The 16,992-nt window shown below is 67.0% G+C and carries 14 protein-coding genes; 10 read left to right on the top strand and 4 right to left on the bottom strand.

Going from position 1 to position 16,992, the window contains the following annotated elements; genetic code table 11:
• Positions 1 to 17: 17 nt before the first annotated feature.
• Positions 18 to 1,175, top strand: coding sequence for an amidohydrolase family protein (locus ACI6GS_RS02800; RefSeq protein ID WP_439816254.1), 1,158 nt, complete (start codon positions 18 to 20; stop codon positions 1,173 to 1,175).
• A 146-nt stretch (positions 1,176 to 1,321) separates the two neighbouring features.
• Here the strand turns inward: ACI6GS_RS02800 and ACI6GS_RS02795 are convergent, their stop codons facing one another.
• The 3 genes from ACI6GS_RS02795 to ACI6GS_RS02785 all read right to left on the bottom strand — a co-directional run bounded on the left by ACI6GS_RS02795 (position 1,322) and on the right by ACI6GS_RS02785 (position 5,134).
• On the bottom strand, positions 1,322 to 2,545 hold the full coding sequence (locus tag ACI6GS_RS02795; RefSeq protein WP_439816253.1) for an acyl-CoA dehydrogenase family protein: 1,224 nt from the start codon (positions 2,543 to 2,545) through the stop codon (positions 1,322 to 1,324).
• A 13-nt stretch (positions 2,546 to 2,558) separates the two neighbouring features.
• A complete protein-coding gene (locus ACI6GS_RS02790) occupies positions 2,559 to 3,689 on the bottom strand; it encodes an acyl-CoA dehydrogenase family protein (RefSeq protein ID WP_439816252.1) in 1,131 nt (376 codons plus the stop codon).
• A gap of 152 nt (positions 3,690 to 3,841) precedes the next feature.
• On the bottom strand, positions 3,842 to 5,134 hold the full coding sequence (locus ACI6GS_RS02785) for a hypothetical protein (protein ID WP_439816251.1): 1,293 nt from the start codon (positions 5,132 to 5,134) through the stop codon (positions 3,842 to 3,844).
• A 242-nt stretch (positions 5,135 to 5,376) separates the two neighbouring features.
• Between ACI6GS_RS02785 and ACI6GS_RS02780 the strand changes: the two genes are divergently transcribed.
• The 6 genes from ACI6GS_RS02780 (at position 5,377) to ACI6GS_RS02755 (ending at position 12,031) form a co-directional block, all read left to right on the top strand.
• Positions 5,377 to 5,931 (top strand): RNA 2'-phosphotransferase, encoded by a 555-nt coding sequence (locus ACI6GS_RS02780; RefSeq protein WP_439816250.1) that lies wholly within the window; start codon positions 5,377 to 5,379, stop codon positions 5,929 to 5,931.
• 10 nt (positions 5,932 to 5,941) lie between these two features.
• Complete coding sequence (locus ACI6GS_RS02775) at positions 5,942 to 6,826, top strand: AIM24 family protein (protein ID WP_439816249.1); 885 nt, start codon at positions 5,942 to 5,944, stop codon at positions 6,824 to 6,826.
• A 538-nt stretch (positions 6,827 to 7,364) separates the two neighbouring features.
• Positions 7,365 to 8,762, top strand: coding sequence for a class II fumarate hydratase (fumC, locus tag ACI6GS_RS02770; protein ID WP_439816248.1), 1,398 nt, complete (start codon positions 7,365 to 7,367; stop codon positions 8,760 to 8,762).
• Positions 8,762 to 9,067 carry a ribbon-helix-helix domain-containing protein gene (locus ACI6GS_RS02765; RefSeq protein WP_439816247.1) on the top strand — a complete coding sequence of 102 codons (306 nt, stop codon included), beginning with the start codon at positions 8,762 to 8,764 and terminating at the stop codon, positions 9,065 to 9,067. Before fumC ends, ACI6GS_RS02765 begins: the two co-directional genes overlap by 1 nt.
• A gap of 179 nt (positions 9,068 to 9,246) precedes the next feature.
• Positions 9,247 to 10,404 carry a Fic family protein gene (locus tag ACI6GS_RS02760; protein ID WP_439816246.1) on the top strand — a complete coding sequence of 386 codons (1,158 nt, stop codon included), beginning with the start codon at positions 9,247 to 9,249 and terminating at the stop codon, positions 10,402 to 10,404.
• Between the two features lie 166 nt (positions 10,405 to 10,570).
• Positions 10,571 to 12,031 carry an OprO/OprP family phosphate-selective porin gene (locus ACI6GS_RS02755; RefSeq protein WP_439816245.1) on the top strand — a complete coding sequence of 487 codons (1,461 nt, stop codon included), beginning with the start codon at positions 10,571 to 10,573 and terminating at the stop codon, positions 12,029 to 12,031.
• 101 nt (positions 12,032 to 12,132) lie between these two features.
• Here ACI6GS_RS02755 and ACI6GS_RS02750 read toward each other — a convergent pair whose 3' ends face one another.
• A complete protein-coding gene (locus tag ACI6GS_RS02750; RefSeq protein WP_439816244.1) occupies positions 12,133 to 12,483 on the bottom strand; it encodes a hypothetical protein in 351 nt (116 codons plus the stop codon).
• Between the two features lie 52 nt (positions 12,484 to 12,535).
• Here ACI6GS_RS02750 and ACI6GS_RS02745 point away from each other — a divergent pair, with 52 nt between their 5' ends.
• The 3 genes from ACI6GS_RS02745 (at position 12,536) to ACI6GS_RS02735 (ending at position 16,977) form a co-directional block, all read left to right on the top strand.
• The gene (locus ACI6GS_RS02745; protein WP_439816243.1) at positions 12,536 to 13,786 is read left to right on the top strand and encodes an NAD(P)/FAD-dependent oxidoreductase; all 1,251 of its coding nucleotides are present in this window, start codon (positions 12,536 to 12,538) and stop codon (positions 13,784 to 13,786) included.
• 41 nt (positions 13,787 to 13,827) lie between these two features.
• Positions 13,828 to 15,000, top strand: coding sequence for an acyl-CoA dehydrogenase family protein (locus ACI6GS_RS02740; RefSeq protein ID WP_439816242.1), 1,173 nt, complete (start codon positions 13,828 to 13,830; stop codon positions 14,998 to 15,000).
• A 189-nt stretch (positions 15,001 to 15,189) separates the two neighbouring features.
• Positions 15,190 to 16,977, top strand: a complete 1,788-nt coding sequence (locus ACI6GS_RS02735; protein WP_439816241.1) for a cation:proton antiporter domain-containing protein — start codon at positions 15,190 to 15,192, stop codon at positions 16,975 to 16,977.
• Positions 16,978 to 16,992 lie beyond the last annotated feature (15 nt).

The raw sequence follows: 16,992 nt of genomic DNA, 5'->3' as shown, positions 1-16,992 counted from the left end.
GAAACGGGAGGATCGCCATGGCCTATGCCGATGCGCGCGTCTGCTACGACGCCGACAGCCACATCATGGAACTGCCGGACTTCCTGTCCGCCTTTGCCGATCCGCACCTGCGCGACCGGCTGCCGCCGATCTCCACCAGCAATGGCGGGCGCAACGCACTGGGCCAGGACGATGTGACCAACGCCAAGGCCCACGCGCCGGAGCACGTCTCGGCCCTGCTGGCGCTGGGCGATGGGCTGATCGCGGGGCCCAAGGGGTATCACGCGCTGGGCGCGTTCAACGCCGGCGAGCGGCGCCAGGCGCTGGACATGCTGGGTTTCGCCAAGCAGCTGGTCTTTGCCACGTTCTCGCCCAGCGCCGTGTTCGACGAGGGGCTGGCGCTGGACCTGCGCTATGGCGCGGCGCGGGCGCACAACCGGGCCATGGCCGACTTCTGCGGCGGCGACGGCCGCCTGATGGGCGTCGCCATGGTGCCGCTGGACGAGCCGTCCCTGGCGCTGGCCGAGCTTGAGCACGCGCGCGACCTGGGCCTGAAGGCGGTGTGGGTGCCGCATCGTCCCTGCGGCGGCCGGTCGCCCGGGCACAACGACCTGGACCCGGTCTGGGCCGCGATGGCGGAAGCGGGCCTGCCCTTCGTCCTGCATGTCGGCGGCACGGGCCTGCAGATTCCCGCACCCTGGATGAACACCGGGCGGCCAGTGCCGGAAGACTGGCTGGGTGGTGGGGAGAACGTGCGGGGCAAGGACATGATCGCCCTGCACCACGGGGCGGAGACCTTCATCGGGACCATGGTCCTGGACGGCGTCCTGGAGCGTCACCCGCATCTGCGGGGTGCCGTCGTCGAACTGGGCGCCGGCTACGTGCCTGCGCTGTTGCGGCGGCTGGACTGGACGGCGCAGATCTGGCGCAAGTCCGAGGCCGACCTGAAGGCGCTGAGCGCGCCGCCGTCGCAGCAGATCATCGGCCGGATCGGCTTCACCCCCTATCCGTACGAGGATGTCGGCGCCCTGATCCGCGAGTCGGACGCCCGGCTCTACCTGTTCTCCAGCGATTATCCCCATATCGAGGGCGGGCGCGCCCCGCTGCAACGCTTCGAGCAGTTGCTGGGCGATGCCGGATCGGACGCCCGCGACCGCTTCTATGCCCGCAACTTCGCGGACCTGTTCGCGCTCTGAGAACCCTCCCCTGCGCGGCACGCGTGGGGGAGGGCAGGGTGGGGGCGCGATCCCACGGCCTCAGCCATTGCGACCGTCTGAGACGTGCGCACTGCCCCCACCCCTGCCCTCCCCCATCGCAGGCGACGGGGGAGGGAGAGGCCCGCTCAGCCCGGCAGCTGGTTGTAGGGGATGTCCTTGTCCACGCGGATGTCGCCGGGCAGGCCCAGGACGCGTTCGGCCAGGATGTTGCGCATGATCTCGTCCGTGCCGCCGGCGATGCGCATGGCGACCGACCACATCCAGCCATAGTGGACGCTGTCGAGCGCTATGCCGTCATCCGCCGTCTGGATCGCGTCGTGGCCCAGCAGGTCCATCAGGAAATAGGCGACCTGCTGCCCCTGGGGGGCCGCGATCATCTTGCCGATCGAGAATTCCGGCCCCGGCTGCTGCCCCTTGCTGAGTGCGGTCAGCGCCCGGAAGTTGTTCAGCTTCAGCCCCTGGTTGTTGAGCCACCAGTCGGCGACGCGCTGGCGCACCCGGCCGTCCTGGAGCGCCGGGTTGCCGTCGAGCTCCGTCGTGCGGGCCAGGCGCAGCGCGTCCATCGCGTCCGGCAGGCCGCCGCCGGAGCCGATCGACTGCCGCTCGAACATCAGCGTCGCCAGCACGACCTTCCAGCCGCCGTTGATCGCCCCCAGCCGCTGCGTGTCGGGGATGCGCACGTCGGTGAAGAAGACCTCGTTGAACTCGGAATGGCCGCTTGCCTGCTTGATCGGGCGGACCTCGACGCCGGGCGCCTTCATGTCCAGCCAGAAAAAGGTCAGGCCTTCGTGCTTGGGCTTGGTCGGGTCGGTGCGGGTGACGATGATGCCGTAGTCGGAATAGTGGGCACCCGTCGTCCACACCTTCTGCCCGTTCAGGATCCAGTCGTCGCCGTCGCGCACCGCGCGGGTGCGGATGCCGGCCACGTCAGAGCCGGCGACGGGTTCGGAGAAGAGCTGGCACCAGATCTCCTCCCCCCGCAGCGCCGGCTTCACATAGCGCTCGATATGGTCCTGCCGGCCAAAGGTGCGCAGCACGGGGATGCACATCCCCAGGCCGATGCCGAAGAAGCCGCCGGGCACGTCGTAGCGCGCCTCCTCCTGGCCATAGATCACCGACTGGATCGGCTTTCCGGCCTGGCCATAGTGCTCCTTGGGCCAGGTGATGGCGGCATAGCCCGCCTCGAACTTCTTGGCCTGCCAGGCGCGGCCCTCGGCCAGGCGCTCGGCCTCGCTCTGCTTGCGGCGGCGCTCGGCCGTGTCCTTGCCCTTCTTCGTGGCGTTGGCGTCCAGCCAGGTGCGGACCTGGGCGCGGTAGGCGGCCTCTTCCGGCGTATCGTCGAAGTCCATGGAATAGCCTCCCTTACGCGACGTTGCGCTGTTCGAGCTGGGTGACGAGGCGGTCCTTCCACTCATGGACCGTGCCGAGCGACAGCGCCGTCAGGCGCGCCCGGCGATAGAACAGGTGGGCATCATGCTCCCAGGTGAAGCCGATGCCACCATGCGTCTGGGTCATTTCCTGCGCCGCATGGCTGAACGCGTCGGTCGCGGCACTGCGCGCCGCGGCCGCGGCCAGGGGCAGGTCGACCGCGTCGGTCGACAGCGCCCATGCGCCATAGAAGCAGTGCGAGCGGGCCAGCACGTTCTTGGCATAGATCTCGACCAGCTTGTGCTTGATCGCCTGGTACGAGCCGATCAGCCGGCCAAAGGCATAGCGCGTCATCGCATAGTCGCGCCCGATCTCCAGCGCCCGGTCGGCGCCGCCCACCTGCTCGAAGGCCAGCAGGATCGCCGCCCGGTCGGTCAGACGCTTGTGCAATGCCCAGCCATCGCCGCGCGTGCCCACAACCTGCGCCGGCGCGCCGTCGAAGGTCAGCGTCGCGTGGTCGCGCGTCGGGTCCAGCGTGGCGATGGTCTTGCGCGCCACCCCCTTGGCCGACAGGTCGACCAGGACCAGCGTGACGCCATCGCCAACCGCCCCGGCCCCGGAATCCTTGGCCAGCACCAGGGCGATGCCCGCCGTGCTGCCGTCCGCCACCGGGCTTTTTGTGCCGGAGATCGTGGTCCCGTTGAACGTGGTGCCCAGGCGCTCCGGCCGCAGCGCCGTCTTGGGCTCCGTCGCGGCATAGGTGCCGATGACGCTGCCGTCCGCCAGCTTGGGCAGCCAGGCCGACTTCTGCTCAGCCGTCCCCGCCTGCAGCAGCGCCTCCGCCGCCTGGTAGATGGAGGACGCCATGGGCACCGGCGCCAGCGCCCGGCCCAGCTCCTCCGCGATCAGGCACAGTTCCAGGTAGCCCAGGCCCGTCCCGCCATATTCCTCCGGGATCGCAACGCCGATGGCGCCGAGCTCGGCCAGCTGCTGCCACACCGCCTTGGAATAGGGCTCCGGCCCCTCCAGGATGCGCCGCACCTCGCTCGTGGGGCAGCGTTCGTCCAGCATGCGCCGCACCTGGTCGCGCAGCAGCTTCTGGTCATCCGAGAAATCGAAGTTCACGCGTGCTCCCTCCCGACGGTTCTTCCCGACCGGTCGGTAACATGGCGGGGGCGCGGGGGAGGGTCAAGGGGGGAGAAGGGCCGGAGACATTGTCAGCCTGGCCTTCGACATGAATACTGGGAACAATCAGGAAATCAGTTCTAGAGGCGTAATCAGTCGAAAGCGCCGGCTGAGTTTGAAACTTCCTCTATCAACTCCTCCCATGGCCATTTCACTGTAGCATAACGCCTGTATAGTAAGAGTTGGCGATCCACAACACTTACCCGTTCTTCTTGTGGATCGTATGCGAGAACTAGACCTCTCCCTTCAGAATCAACTTGAAGGTTCTGAAACTGCTTCAGCGCCACTTTAAGATTTCCGAGTTGAATGCGGGGCTGCCTCCGATGGGCGATCTGATGTATCTCCTTAGCTGACAAACCATCTGATAGCTTTTGGTCGTCGGCATCCATTATGACTGCCATCGCATGAGCGTAGATTCCCGTGGCGTTCGCCCTCGTTCTAATGCCGTCTGAAACACGCTTGGCAAATGAGATATACAACTGATTGAGTTGGTCGGCCACATGCATTGCGGCGTCCTCAACTTTGTCTTGAGCGGAGAGTGACGTCACACTCCCGTCGCGTGGGACGCTCGAAATGTCAATCTCGTCGTCAAGAAGTCTCAAGGCCAGAGTCTGGAGCAGCCCTACACTTCCATATGAAATGTCGGCAATTTTTCTGACTATTGTATCTGAGGGCTCTATTCGGAGATGTGCGCAGCCTTTCCGGAACACATCTTGCAACTCCAGAGATGTCCAGGTCACAGACAACTCTTCGATTCGATCGGAAAGATCGGGATTAAGCGTAATCAGCATATTTTCACTTATCCAGACGCCAACTACGACAACAAATACATTAAAATCCCAGAGTGTTTTCAAATCAAAAGCAAATTTTTTCTGTTCATCAACAGGAAGGTAATGGAAGTCTTCTACTACAAGTGTGCGTTCTGAAGCTATTATTACGCTAGATATGAACTCCAGGTCGTCAAGATTCTTTCCTATTGGACTAAAGGTCTGCTGGCCGTGAAAATTTGTTCCAAGCTGAAGTTCCCCAGACGCTTTTGCGAGTATTTTGTAGCCAACTTCGCCGGTGGCCATCAATTGGACGTGGTATCCTGTGGCTACATTGCTCTCGGTCTTCACACTGATTCCTAAGTTTGATAGAACATCCCTATATATATCTGCTACTTTATAATTAATGCGGCATTGCACTACAATTGGATTTTCTAAAGTCCTTTGCCGTAGCCACGACTTGCCAGATTTTGAGGCTCCCCGAATTGCCACATGAGTTTGCTTTCTTGAGATCAGCTTCCTCAGGGATTTGTCAAGAGAGCCTCTGTCTACATAAGAAAGGTCATTTACTTTGGGGCGGACGCCAAAAACAGTATGGATATTGAAATCGGGTGTCATTCTGTTCTGCGTGTTGCCATATCCAGCGCGTGTTCCTATCTCCGACAATATGCGATAGTGCAGGATTGGCGCAACGTAGTTGTACCGTGTGATGCCGGTCCGGCGTCGTCGCCGCCCCGTCAGTCGGGGCCCTGGTCCTGGTCAGCGGAGGGTCGAAGCGGACGCTGGCGGCGTAGCCCCACCCACGCATTCACAGTGGCCGGCCCCTTGTCCGAAATGACCCGCTGCGGACAATCACCGTCATGGCGACCGGCAAAAAACAGGCCGCGGGCCTAAGCAAGTTCTTGAGCCTGGTGCTGCGGCATAAGCCGGAGGAGATCGGGCTTGTGCTCGATGCGCAGGGGTGGGCGAGCGTTGACGACCTGTTGGAAAAGGCGGCGGCGCACGGCACCGTCTTCACGCGGGACGACCTGGGCCATGTCGTGGCGACCAGCGAGAAGAAGCGGTTTTCGCTGTCGGAGGACGGCCGCCGGATCCGTGCGGCGCAGGGGCATTCGGTCGAGGTCGACCTGGGCCTGGTGCCGGTGGTGCCGCCCGACGTGCTTTATCACGGCACGGCCGGCCGCTTCCTTGAGGCGATCCTGGCGGAGGGCCTGAAGCCCGGCGCGCGGCAATACGTTCACCTGTCGCCCGATGTGCAGACGGCGCGCGCGGTCGGCATGCGGCACGGGTCGCCGGTCATCCTGCGCGTCGCGGCCGGCGCCCTTAACCGGGCGGGCCATCCCTTCTTCCAGGCGGAAAACGGCGTGTGGCTGACCGGGCCCGTGCCTGCTTCATTCCTGGAGCGGGTGGCGTAGCCTTGCGGGCATGCACTTCACCGTCGTCAATTTCGGGAATTCGCTGCTGGTGCGGCCGGGGCTGGGGGAGGCGATCTACCTGCGGCCGGGCGCGTGGGCCGATGGCTCGCCCGGGATCGTGCTGAAGGGGGCGGTGCGGCCGCAGGAGGCGCCGCTGCCGTTCGGCGTCACCCGCCTGCGGCGGCTGGTCCTGCGCAAGACGGCGGGGGCGGGGGAGTTCCTGGTGAATTCCCTGCTGGTGGCGGAGACGCGCGGCACGCAGCCGCCGGAATTGCGCTTGTCCGCCGGCCTGAACCGCAAGATCCACTGCCTGGACCTGAGCCCGGGCGAGCAGTACCTGGTGCAGCACTATGCCTATCTCGCCTCGTTCGGGGCGCGGATCGAGACGCGCTGGTCGGGCGCGCACTGGCCCATCACCCGCTCCACCAGCGTGCTGCGCATCGGCGCGCTGGAGGGTGCTGCGACCGGGCAGCTTGCCCTGACGGGCCTCACCCACCTGGAGGAGAAGGTGCTGGCGCCGGGGGAGGCATGGGCCGTCGACCATGGCCATGTCGTCGCCTTCAACGCCGACCTGAGCGCGCTGTGCACGCCGGTCGATACCAGCCTGGTCGCGGGCCTGCCCTTTGACGACCTGGTCGATGTGGGGTTGGGGGGCGTCGACCGGGCGCCGCTGCGCCAGCGCGTGGGGACCTTCTACCGCTCCGTCCTGACGCGGGAGGGGCCCTGGGTCTACAACTTCTGCAACCGGACGGAGCGGCCGCTGGCGCTCTATATCCAGGCCGACCGCCGCGTGTCGTGGAGCGACCAGCCTGGCCTGCTGGGCGAAAACCTGCCGGGCGGCCGGTTCGTCGGAAAGTACCTGCGCATGCTGCTGAAGCCGTTCGGTCTGTCCTGAGGCGGTGGGGCGTGGATTGGGGCCGTGCTTTGCCCGGTCATTCGCGCAGGCCCATGTTCAGCGTTGCATCGACTTCCTTCGCGACGGCGCTCCGCGCCTGCTCAGGATGACGCCTGTTGCAAGAAGGCCGACCAAATCAACGGCGTCATGCTGAGGCGCGGCGCGAACCGACGCGTCTCGGAGCGTCGGTGATGCCGTCCGCACGCTCCTTGGCGGGCGCGAGCGGGGGCAGAGCCGCCCCAGTTTCACACACATCGAATGTTGAATAAGAAATTCCACTACGACCGCCCGTTCGAGGGGCTTTTCTTATCCCTAGTGATTGGATAGTGTTTGGGACGGAGACGGCGGGAGGCGCGCGATCATGGTCGGAACACTGCTGGACAGCCGGGCCGGGGCGATCCTGATGGTGGGCGTGGTGTTCGCCTTCCTGTTCGGGACACTGGTCATCTGAGCCCCCTGCGGCCCCCGCGATAGGGGGCTGCCCCACCCCGCCGCGCCATGCTAGAAGGCCGCGGCAAAAGGGTGGAGGGTGATTGCGATGAGTGCAGCCACGCGGACGGAACGCGATACGTTTGGCCCCATCGAGGTTCCGGCCGATCGCTACTGGGGCGCGCAGACACAGCGCTCGATCCAGAACTTCAAGATCGGCACCGAGCGCATGCCCGAGCCGCTGATCCGTGGCTTTGCCATCCTGAAGAAGGCCGCGGCCCGGGTGAATTCCGCCCAGGGCGAACTGGACCAGCGCGTGGCCGATGCCATCGTCCAGGCCGCGGACGAGGTGATCGCCGGGACCCATGCGGGCGAGTTCCCGCTGGTCGTCTGGCAGACCGGCTCCGGCACCCAGACCAACATGAATGTGAACGAGGTCCTGGCCAATCGCGCCAACGAGATCCTGGGCGTGGGCCGTGGCGCCAAGGAGCCGGTGCACCCGAACGACAGCGTCAATCGCGGCCAGTCGTCCAATGACAGCTTCCCCACGGCCATGCACATCGCCGCGGTGGAGGAAATCCACCACCGCCTGCTGCCCGGCCTTGCCCACCTGCGCAAGGCCCTGAACGACAAGGCGGAGGCGTGGGCGCAGCTGATCAAGATCGGCCGCACCCACATGCAGGATGCGACGCCGCTGACGCTGGGCCAGGAGTTCTCCGGCTATGTCGCGCAGATCGACCATGGCATTGCCCGCGTCCGCGCCGCCCTGCCGCGCCTCTATGAACTGGCGCAAGGCGGCACCGCGGTCGGCACCGGCCTGAACGCCAAGGTCGGCTTCGACACCGCGATCGCGGCCGAGATCGCCAGGATCACGGGCCTGCCCTTCGTCACCGCCCCCAACAAGTTCGCAAGCCTGGCGGCGCATGACGCGGTGATCGAGGCGTCGGGCGCGCTGAACGTCCTGGCCGCCAGCCTGAACAAGATAGCCAACGACATCCGCCTGATGGGCTCCGGCCCGCGCTCAGGGCTCGGCGAGCTCAGCCTGCCGGAGAACGAGCCCGGCTCCTCGATCATGCCGGGCAAGGTGAACCCCACCCAGTGCGAGGCGCTGACCATGGTCGCGGCCCAGGTGATGGGCAACAACGTGACGATCACGGTCGCGGGCGCGCAGGGGCACCTGGAACTGAACGTCTTCAAGCCGGTGATGATCAACGCGCTGCTGCAGTCGATCCGCCTGGTGGGCGATGCCTGCGTCAGCTTCGCCGACAATTGCGTGGTCGGGATCGAGCCCAATACCGAGCGCCTGGCCGAGCTGCTGGGCCGGTCGCTGATGCTGGTCACGGCGCTGAACCCCCATATCGGCTATGACAAGGCGGCGGCCGTCGCCAAGCACGCCCACAAGAAGGGCCTGACCCTGAAGGAGGCGGCCCTGGAACTGGGCGCCGTGGATTCGGAGACCTTCGACAAGGTCGTCCGCGCCGAGGACATGCTGGGCCCGGGGGATTGATGCCCGCCCACGCATTGGCCCACGCCATGGCGCTTGAGGACGAGGTGCAGGACGTCGTCGCGCTGCCCGCGGCGACGCCTGCCCCGATGCGCGGCAGCAGCAGCCGCAAGCGGTCGATCACGGTGGCCGGCCACCGCACCTCGATCAGCCTGGAAGATGCCTTCTGGGATGCCCTGGTCGAAGCGGCGCGCGCCGAGCGCGTATCGATCGCGGCCCTTGTCGCCCGCATCGACGAAGGCCGCGGCGGCAACCTGTCCAGCGCGATCCGCGTCTGGCTCCTCTACCGCGCGCAAGGGGCGGCCTGAAGACGGGAGCCTGAGGGCGCCACCCGACGATGGCGCCCTGCGGCCGCCGCTGCCGCCCGCTATTTAAGCAAGCCTTACCAGCGGACGGTCTTATTAAAGAAAAACCCCGTTTGCCTTAATAAGGCCGCGGCGCCAAGCTGCGATCCATGACCCCTGTCCCACCCCCATTGGCAGCCCGATTGGGTTACACGGTCGACAGCGCGGTCGCGGGGGAGGTCGTCCGGGCATTCGTGCCGCCGGCTTTGCCGCCAGAACCGCCCCTCAACCTGCTGCCGCTGCTGGGGCCGCTCGGGGCTGCAGAGCGCGCGCTGGGACGCCTGGACGGCATTACCGCACTCCTGCCGCGTCAGGATCTCTTCCTCTACATGTATGTCCGCAAGGAAGCGGTCCTTTCCTCACAGATCGAAGGGACCCAGTCGACGCTGGACGACCTCCTGCGACTGGAGAACGAGGCTGTCGCTGGCCACCCGATCGACGACATCCGGGAAGTGTCGAATTACGTCGACGCGATGATCTATGGGCTGGAGCGCCTGGACGACTTTCCCCTTTCGCTGCGCCTGATCAGGGAGATGCATGCCCGTCTGCTGCAAGGCGGGCGCGGCGGGACTAAGAATCCGGGGGAGTTCCGTCGCTCGCAGAACTGGATCGGCGGCACGCGGCCGGGAAACGCCCTGTTTGTTCCGCCACCGCCAGCCGAAATGATGGCCAGTCTCCACGAGCTTGAGCGCTTCATGCATGAGGATCGGTCGAGCCTGCCCGTCCTCATCAAGGCCGGGCTGATCCATGTCCAGTTCGAGACGATCCACCCGTTCCTGGATGGCAATGGTCGCATCGGCCGCCTTCTCGTGACGCTGTATCTTTGTGTCAACGGTATCCTGCGTAAGCCGTTGCTCTATCTCAGTCTCTACCTCAAGGCGCACAGGGCCGATTACTACCGCCTGCTTCAGGAGGTACGTGAGCAGGGCGCCTGGGAAGCCTGGCTGGAATTCTTCCTGGCAGGCGTGGCGGAGATCGCCAACCAGGCTTTTGACGCCGCAACACGGATTGTCGACCTGTTCCGCCAGGACCGCGACAGGATCGCAGCAGCCGGCGAACGCGTCAGTTCCGCCCTGCGCGTCCATGACCTTCTTCAACAGCATCCCTATGTCACGGCGACCTTCCTGGTGGCCGAGGCGGGACTGAGCGCGCCAACGGTCAACGCAGCCCTGAGCGATCTCGAACGGATGGAAATCGTGGGCGAGATCACGGGTCGGCGGCGTGGGCGGGTCTATGCCTATCGTCGCTATCTCGCGATCCTGAACGAAGGCACCGATCCCCTGCCGACGGGCGGGCCGTGAAGAGAAAGCGTGACCGTCCGGCCACATTGGCCGATGTCACCGCGGCGTAATCGGCCGTCCATCCGGGCGTCATGGAGGATCGCTAGAGCAGGCGCCATCGGGGGAACACACAGGGGCGCGCGGCCTTGGACGCGTCCCGTGTGCCGGAACGATGGAGCCAATTCTCATGCGATCGAACGTCCGGCTGCTGGCCGGGACGGCCTGCACCCTGCTGGCCCTGGCCATGCCCGCCAATGCCCAGAGCGTCAATGACCTCCAGGCGCAGATCAACGCCCTGCAGGACCAGCTGCAGGACCTGAAGATCAAGCTGAACGCGCAGACCCAGCAGATCCAGCAGCAGGCGGCGACGCAGCCGTCGATCACGCTGACCAATGGCCGCCCGACCTTCAAGTCGGCCGACGGCCAGTTCGAGCTCTACCTGACCGGACGCGTGCACTATGACATGGCGTCCTACATGCAGGACGATCGCAACGGCTTCACCGACCAGCGCCCGGCCGGCGTGCAGGACCTGAATTCCGGCTTCAACTTTCGCCGGGTGCGGGTCGGCATGGGCGGCAAGCTGTGGAAGGACTGGGAGTTCCTGATCCAGTACGACCTGGGCGGCTCGGTCGACAACACGGCCGCGATCGACGAGGCCCAGCTGTCCTATACCGGCCTGAAGCCCGTCACCCTGACCATCGGCGCGTTCAAGCCGGGCGGCCCGATGGAGGACCGCGTCAGTTCCAACGACATCACCTTCATGGAACGCGCGTCAGCCGTGAACCTGGCCAGCAGCCTGGCGGCCGGGACCGCGCGTTATGCCGTGGGCGCCCGCGCCAATGGCGACCGCTTCTATGCCTCGGCCTACCTGACGGGCTCGACGCCCGGGACGGGCACGGCTGCGTCGGATGACGAGCAGACGGGCGCCACGATCCAGGGCGCCGTGCTGGCGCTGAAGGACAAGGAGTACAACCTGCACCTGGGCGCCAATGCGTCCTATGTCTTCAATCCGACCAGCGACAATTCCCTGACGCCCGGCAGCCGCACTGGCTTCCGCCTGCGCGACCGGCCGGAACTGCGTGTCGACGACAACCGCCTGGTCGATACCGGCAGCTTCAACATCGACGACGCCTGGCACTGGGGCCTGGAAGTCGCCGGCAACTACCGCAACTTCCTGGTCCAGGCGGAATACCTGAACTATGGCTTCTCGGAAGACCGGCCGTTTCCGGCGGCGAATGCCGACCCGACGTTCGAGGGCTATTACGTCTCGGGCTCGTGGATGATCACCGGCGAACAGCGGCGCTACTCGACCTCGCGCGGGGCCTATGGCGCGCCCAAGGTCGAGGCGCCCTTCATGCTGGATGGCAGTGGCTGGGGGGCCTGGGAACTGGCGGTGCGCTACTCGTTCGTCGACCTGAACGACGGCGACACGGCGGGCGTTGCCTGTGGCCCCAACTCGGCCACGGGGTGTGTGCGGGGCGGCGAGCAGGAGGTCTATACCTTTGGCCTGAACTGGTACGCCAATGCCAATGTGCGGTTCATGCTGAACTACCTGGTCGTCCATGTGGACCGCCTGAACAACGCGGGCACCCTGTCGATCGGCGACGACTACCAGGCGATCGGCCTGCGGACGCAGGTCGCGTTCTGATCGACTGAGAGCCGTCGAAATTTTCGCTCATTCCCGCTTTCGCGGGGATGGGCGGAGATACTTTGGCGCACTCTCAAGAACTTGGGCCGGATCTGGCGCTTTCAGGCCTCGTCCGGCAGGTCCTCGACCAGCATGGTCCTGGGCCGTCCGCGCGACAGCGGGTCGAAACCGGCCGCCACGGCGCGGTGGATGTCCGCCTCCACCCGGGCGGCATCCACCTTGGGCCGCTCGCGTGCGGACGGATCGCGCATGTCGCGCTGCTCCGGTGCTGGGTATTGCAGGATCAGCGTGCGGCCGGTGGCGCGCTGCAGCGTCACCGCGATGCGCAGGCCGCGCATCCCCTCGACCGGATCCCAGCCCTGCTCGCTGAGCAGTTCCCAATCCAGCACCTCGCCTGCGACGGTCGCGGTGCCCTTGATCGTCCGCTTGGCCCTGGTCCTTGGTGCAGGCATGACGGTTCCAGCTTAAGAGGTTCGCCCGGGGCTATCTAGGACACGGCAGGCCATGGCGCAGCACAATTCACCGGACCTGGCCGTGATCGGCGGCGGGCCCGCGGGCCTGATGGCGGCGGAGGTGGCGGCCCTGGCGGGACGCCGCGTCGTCGTCCTGGAGCGCATGCCAAGCCTGGCCCGGCGCCTGCTGATGGCGGGGCGCGGGGGCCTGAACCTGACGCATTCGGAGGATTTCGCCGCCTTCCTGGCGCGCTACGGCGGGGCGGCGGACTGGCTGGAGCCGGTCTTGCGCGCGTTTCCCCCCGCTGCCCTTGTCGCCTGGGCGGAGGGGCTGGGCCAGACGACCTTCGTCGGCTCCAGCGGGCGGGTGTTTCCGCACGCGATGAAGGCGTCCCCCTTGTTGCGCGCCTGGATCGCACGCCTGGACGGGCTGGGCGTGGACGTTCGCACGCGGCACGACTGGACGGGGTGGGACGGGGACGGGGCCTTGACCGGCCGTGGCCCCGATGGCGCGGCCTGGACGATCCGGCCAAGGGCGACCGTGCTGGCCCTTGGGGGCGCCAGTTGGCCCCGCCTGGGTGCCGATGGCACCTGGGTGCCGGTCCTGGCGGGACAGGGCGTAGCGACACGCCCGCTGCGGCCGGCGAATTGCGGCATCGACATCGCCTGGAGCCCGTACCTGAAGGCACGCTTCGCGGGCACGCCGCTCAAGACCGTGGGACTGTCGGCGGCGGGTCGGTCGCACCGGGGAGAGGCGGTGCTGACCGCGTATGGCCTGGAGGGTGGCGCCGTCTATCGCCTGGCCGCGGCGGTGCGCGACGCATTGGGCGGTGGGCCGGTCGCCCTGCACCTGGACCTGCGCCCGAACGAGACGGGGGAGGCGCTGGCCCTGCGCCTGGACCGACCGCAGGGGCGGCAATCGCTGGCCAGCCACCTGAAGCGGACCTTGGGGCTGACCCCCGTCGCCATCGCCCTGCTGCATGAGGGCCTTGGACGCGAGGTGCCGCGCAGCCCGGTCGCCCTGGCCCGGGCGATCAAGGCGGTGCCCCTGACGATCAGCGGGGTGCAGGGCCTGGCGCGCGCCATCTCCACCGCCGGGGGGGTGGCGTTGGAGGCGCTGGACGACCGCCTGATGCTGCGTGCCCGTCCGGGCGTGTTCGTGGCGGGCGAGATGCTGGACTGGGAGGCGCCGACCGGCGGCTACCTGCTTCAGGCGTCGTTCGCGACCGGGGCGGCTGCCGCCCACGGCGCCCTTCACTGGCTGGCGGAGCAGGAGAGGGGATCCCGCGGCGTGCTATCCTGACGCAAAGGCCCCGGCACAGGGGCGCCATGCGAGGGGGCAGGATGGACAGGGCAGAACCGGGCTGCGCGCCTGCGGATCCCGAGGCCGCGATACAGGCGGTGCGTGCGCTGGCCCCGACATTGCGGGCACGGGCGGAGGAGATCGACCGGGGTGGACGCCTGCCCGACGACCTGGCCCGGGACCTGGCGCGGGCGGGCCTGTTCCGGCTGTGGACACCCGCCGCCATCGGTGGGCTGGAACTGTCACCCAGCGATGGGCTGCGGGTGCTGGAGGCAGCGGCAGAGGCAGATGCGGCGGCGGGCTGGCTGGGCATGATCGCCAGCACGTCGGGCATTGGCGGCGCCTTCCTGCCGCATGACGTCGCGACCCGCGTGTTCGGTCAGGCGGACGGCATCACCTGCGGGGTCTTCGCCTCGACCGGCGAGGCGGTGGAGGAGGAGGGCGGCTATCGCGTCACCGGGCGCTGGGCCTGGGCCAGCGGCAGCCGCAATGCCGACTGGATCGGGGCCGGCGTGGTTGTCGTGCCGCGCGATCCGGCGGCGCGACGGACCCGCCGCTCCGTCCTGTTCCGGCCGGACCAGCTCCACTTCATCGACAACTGGCAGGTGGTTGGCCTGTCCGGCTCCGGCAGTGGCGACATCGCGGCCGAGGGCGTGTTCGTGCCGCGCGAGTGCGTCTATTCCCCCGTGCCGGCAGAGCGGGTCGAGCGCGGCGTGCTTTATGACATTCCGTACCTGGCCATGCTGGCGCTGGCGGTGGGCGCGGTGCACCTGGGGAACCTTGACGGCCTGTTCGGGGAGGTGCGGGCACTGGCGCGCGTCAAGGTCCCCGCCATGAGCCGGGCGCCGCTGATCGAGCGGCCCCATGTGATCGAGGTCCTGGCCCGCGCGGAGGCCGACCTGCTGGCAGGGCGTGCCTTCCTGCACCATGCCGCGGACACGCTGTGGCACCGCGCCCGCGCCGGCCAGCCGATCGGCGTGGCGGAGAGGGCCCTGGCGCGCATGGCGTCCAGCCACGCGGCCGCGCTGGCGGCGGCCAACCTGCCCCGGCTGCACGAACTGGCGGGCGGTACCGCGGTGTTCGTCGACAGCCCGGTCCAGCGCCGCCTGCGCGACGGCTTCACGATGACCCAGCACGCCATGACGGCATCGGGAACCTGGGACCAGATCGGCCGGGCGCGGGCGGGATTGCCCGGCGAATACGCCATGCTGTGATCGCAGGGCTGAGCGTTCAAGGATCCGCAACGCTCATCTGAAGTCATTGGCCGATCACGGCGGGTTTCAAGATTCAGCGACCGTCGTCACTCGTCACTCAGGCGCCGGACCGCTATGCTGTGCGCTCGACATGCTGCGATCCGATGATCGCGGTATCCTTCCCCAATCCTGGAGAGGTGCTGGCGATCGATGGATCATCATGACTTCACGCTGATTTCCACTGTCGCGATGGGCTTCGTCCTCGCGTTCATTTTCGGTTTCATTGCCAACCGCCTGCGCCTGCCGCCCCTGGTCGGCTATCTGGTCGCAGGGATAGCCGTCGGCCCCTTCACCCCCGGCTTCGTGGCCGATGCCGGCCTGTCCGGCCAGTTGGCGGAGATGGGGGTGATCATGCTGATGTTCGGGGTCGGCCTGCACTTCTCCATGGGCGACCTGATGGCCGTGCGCTGGATTGCCGTACCGGGCGCGATCGGACAGATCGCGGTCGGCACCGCCATCGGCGCAGGGGTCGCGCACCTCTGGGGGTGGAGCCTCGGCTCGGGCCTGGTCTTTGGCCTCAGCCTCTCCGTCGCCTCGACGGTCGTGCTGTTGCGGGCGCTTGAGGACCGGAACGAGTTGACGACGCCCTATGGCCGCATCGCGGTCGGCTGGCTGATCGTCGAGGACCTGGTGATGGTCCTGGCCCTGGTCCTCCTGCCCGCCTTGGCAGAGATCCTGGGCCCCGCCAACCCGTCCGCCGCGGTGGCGGCCGCGGCGGACGGCCATGCCGTTGCCCATGGCGCCGGCGACAGCCTGTGGATGACGATCCTGGTGACGCTGGCCAAGGTCGGCGCCTTTGTCGCCCTGGCCGTGATCCTGGGGCCGCGCCTGGTCCCGGCAATGCTGAAGCAGGTGGCGCGAACCGGCTCGCGCGAACTGTTCACGCTGGCGGTGCTGGCGCTGGCGCTTGGCATCGCCTACGGCTCGGCGGAGCTGTTCGGCGTGTCCTTTGCGCTGGGCGCGTTCTTTGCCGGTGTCGTCCTCAGCGAATCCGACTTCAGCCACAAGGCGGCGCAGGAATCGCTGCCGCTGCAGGATGCCTTTGCAATCCTGTTCTTCGTCTCGGTCGGGATGCTGTTCGACCCGTCCATCCTGATCCGCGATCCGCTGGCGGTGCTTGCGGTCGTGGCGATCATCGTGATCGGCAAGTCGCTGGCGGCGCTCGCGATCGTCCTGGCGCTGGGCTATCCGCTGTCGGCCGCCCTGACCGTATCGGCGGCACTGGCCCAGATCGGCGAGTTCTCGTTCATCCTGGCCGGGTTCGGGGTCGTCAGCGGGCTGCTGCTGCCGGAGGCGCGGGACTACATCCTGGCGGGCGCCCTGCTGTCGATCACGCTCAATTCCGCCGTGTTCTATGGCGTGGACAGGGTGATGGCGTGGATCAACGCCGATCCGAAGCGGCGCGAGAAATATGCCCGCTTTGGCCAGCGCCGCATGGTCCTGCTGCGCACCCAGATGGCGGAGCTGAGCAAGCGCAACGAGGAGCGCGCGGCCGAGAAGTCGATGAAGAGCCAGACGCTCGTCGACCGCTTCCCCATCTTTGCGGAGCTGGACGAGGAAGCGCGGGAGGATCTGCTCCTGCTGCTGGAGCCGCGCAAGGCGGCCCCGGGCGAGAAGCTGATCCGCAAGGGCGAGCGGGCGGACCGCATCTATTTCATCGCGCAAGGTGCGGTCCAGGTCGCGGTGGGGGGCAGGACCATCCGGCTTGAGGCGGGCAATTTCTTCGGGGAGATGGCCCTGATCAGCGGGGCGCGGCGCTCGGCCGATGTGACGGCGATCGACTATTGCGAGTTCCACACCCTGGATCGCCGCGACTTCCGCTCCCTGGTGGTCCGCCACCCGGTGCTGAAGCAGCGCATGGATGCCTATGCCGCCAGCCGCACCGCCCAGAACATGGAAGCGGCCGCGGCTGCCGGTGCGACGCCCGAACCCGCCTGAACGAAGACGACGACG

Origin of the sequence: Zavarzinia sp. CC-PAN008, from assembly GCF_051903925.1 — a bacterium.
GTDB lineage: Bacteria > Pseudomonadota > Alphaproteobacteria > Zavarziniales > Zavarziniaceae.
This window is presented reverse-complemented; position numbering and strand designations above follow the sequence as displayed.

What these genes read in the sequence shown, in the direction of transcription:
- ACI6GS_RS02775 (WP_439816249.1), top strand. Translation starts at nt 5,942, where the DNA reads ATGCACTTCACCGTCGTCAATTTCGGGAATTCGCTGCTGGTGCGGCCG.
- fumC (WP_439816248.1), top strand. Translation starts at nt 7,365, where the DNA reads ATGAGTGCAGCCACGCGGACGGAACGCGATACGTTTGGCCCCATCGAG.
- ACI6GS_RS02755 (WP_439816245.1), top strand. Translation starts at nt 10,571, where the DNA reads ATGCGATCGAACGTCCGGCTGCTGGCCGGGACGGCCTGCACCCTGCTG.
- ACI6GS_RS02800 (WP_439816254.1), top strand. Translation starts at nt 18, where the DNA reads ATGGCCTATGCCGATGCGCGCGTCTGCTACGACGCCGACAGCCACATC.
- ACI6GS_RS02795 (WP_439816253.1), bottom strand. Translation starts at nt 2,545, where the DNA reads ATGGACTTCGACGATACGCCGGAAGAGGCCGCCTACCGCGCCCAGGTC.
- ACI6GS_RS02785 (WP_439816251.1), bottom strand. Translation starts at nt 5,134, where the DNA reads ATGACACCCGATTTCAATATCCATACTGTTTTTGGCGTCCGCCCCAAA.
- ACI6GS_RS02735 (WP_439816241.1), top strand. Translation starts at nt 15,190, where the DNA reads ATGGATCATCATGACTTCACGCTGATTTCCACTGTCGCGATGGGCTTC.
- ACI6GS_RS02750 (WP_439816244.1), bottom strand. Translation starts at nt 12,483, where the DNA reads ATGCCTGCACCAAGGACCAGGGCCAAGCGGACGATCAAGGGCACCGCG.
- ACI6GS_RS02745 (WP_439816243.1), top strand. Translation starts at nt 12,536, where the DNA reads ATGGCGCAGCACAATTCACCGGACCTGGCCGTGATCGGCGGCGGGCCC.
- ACI6GS_RS02780 (WP_439816250.1), top strand. Translation starts at nt 5,377, where the DNA reads ATGGCGACCGGCAAAAAACAGGCCGCGGGCCTAAGCAAGTTCTTGAGC.
- ACI6GS_RS02765 (WP_439816247.1), top strand. Translation starts at nt 8,762, where the DNA reads ATGCCCGCCCACGCATTGGCCCACGCCATGGCGCTTGAGGACGAGGTG.
- ACI6GS_RS02740 (WP_439816242.1), top strand. Translation starts at nt 13,828, where the DNA reads ATGGACAGGGCAGAACCGGGCTGCGCGCCTGCGGATCCCGAGGCCGCG.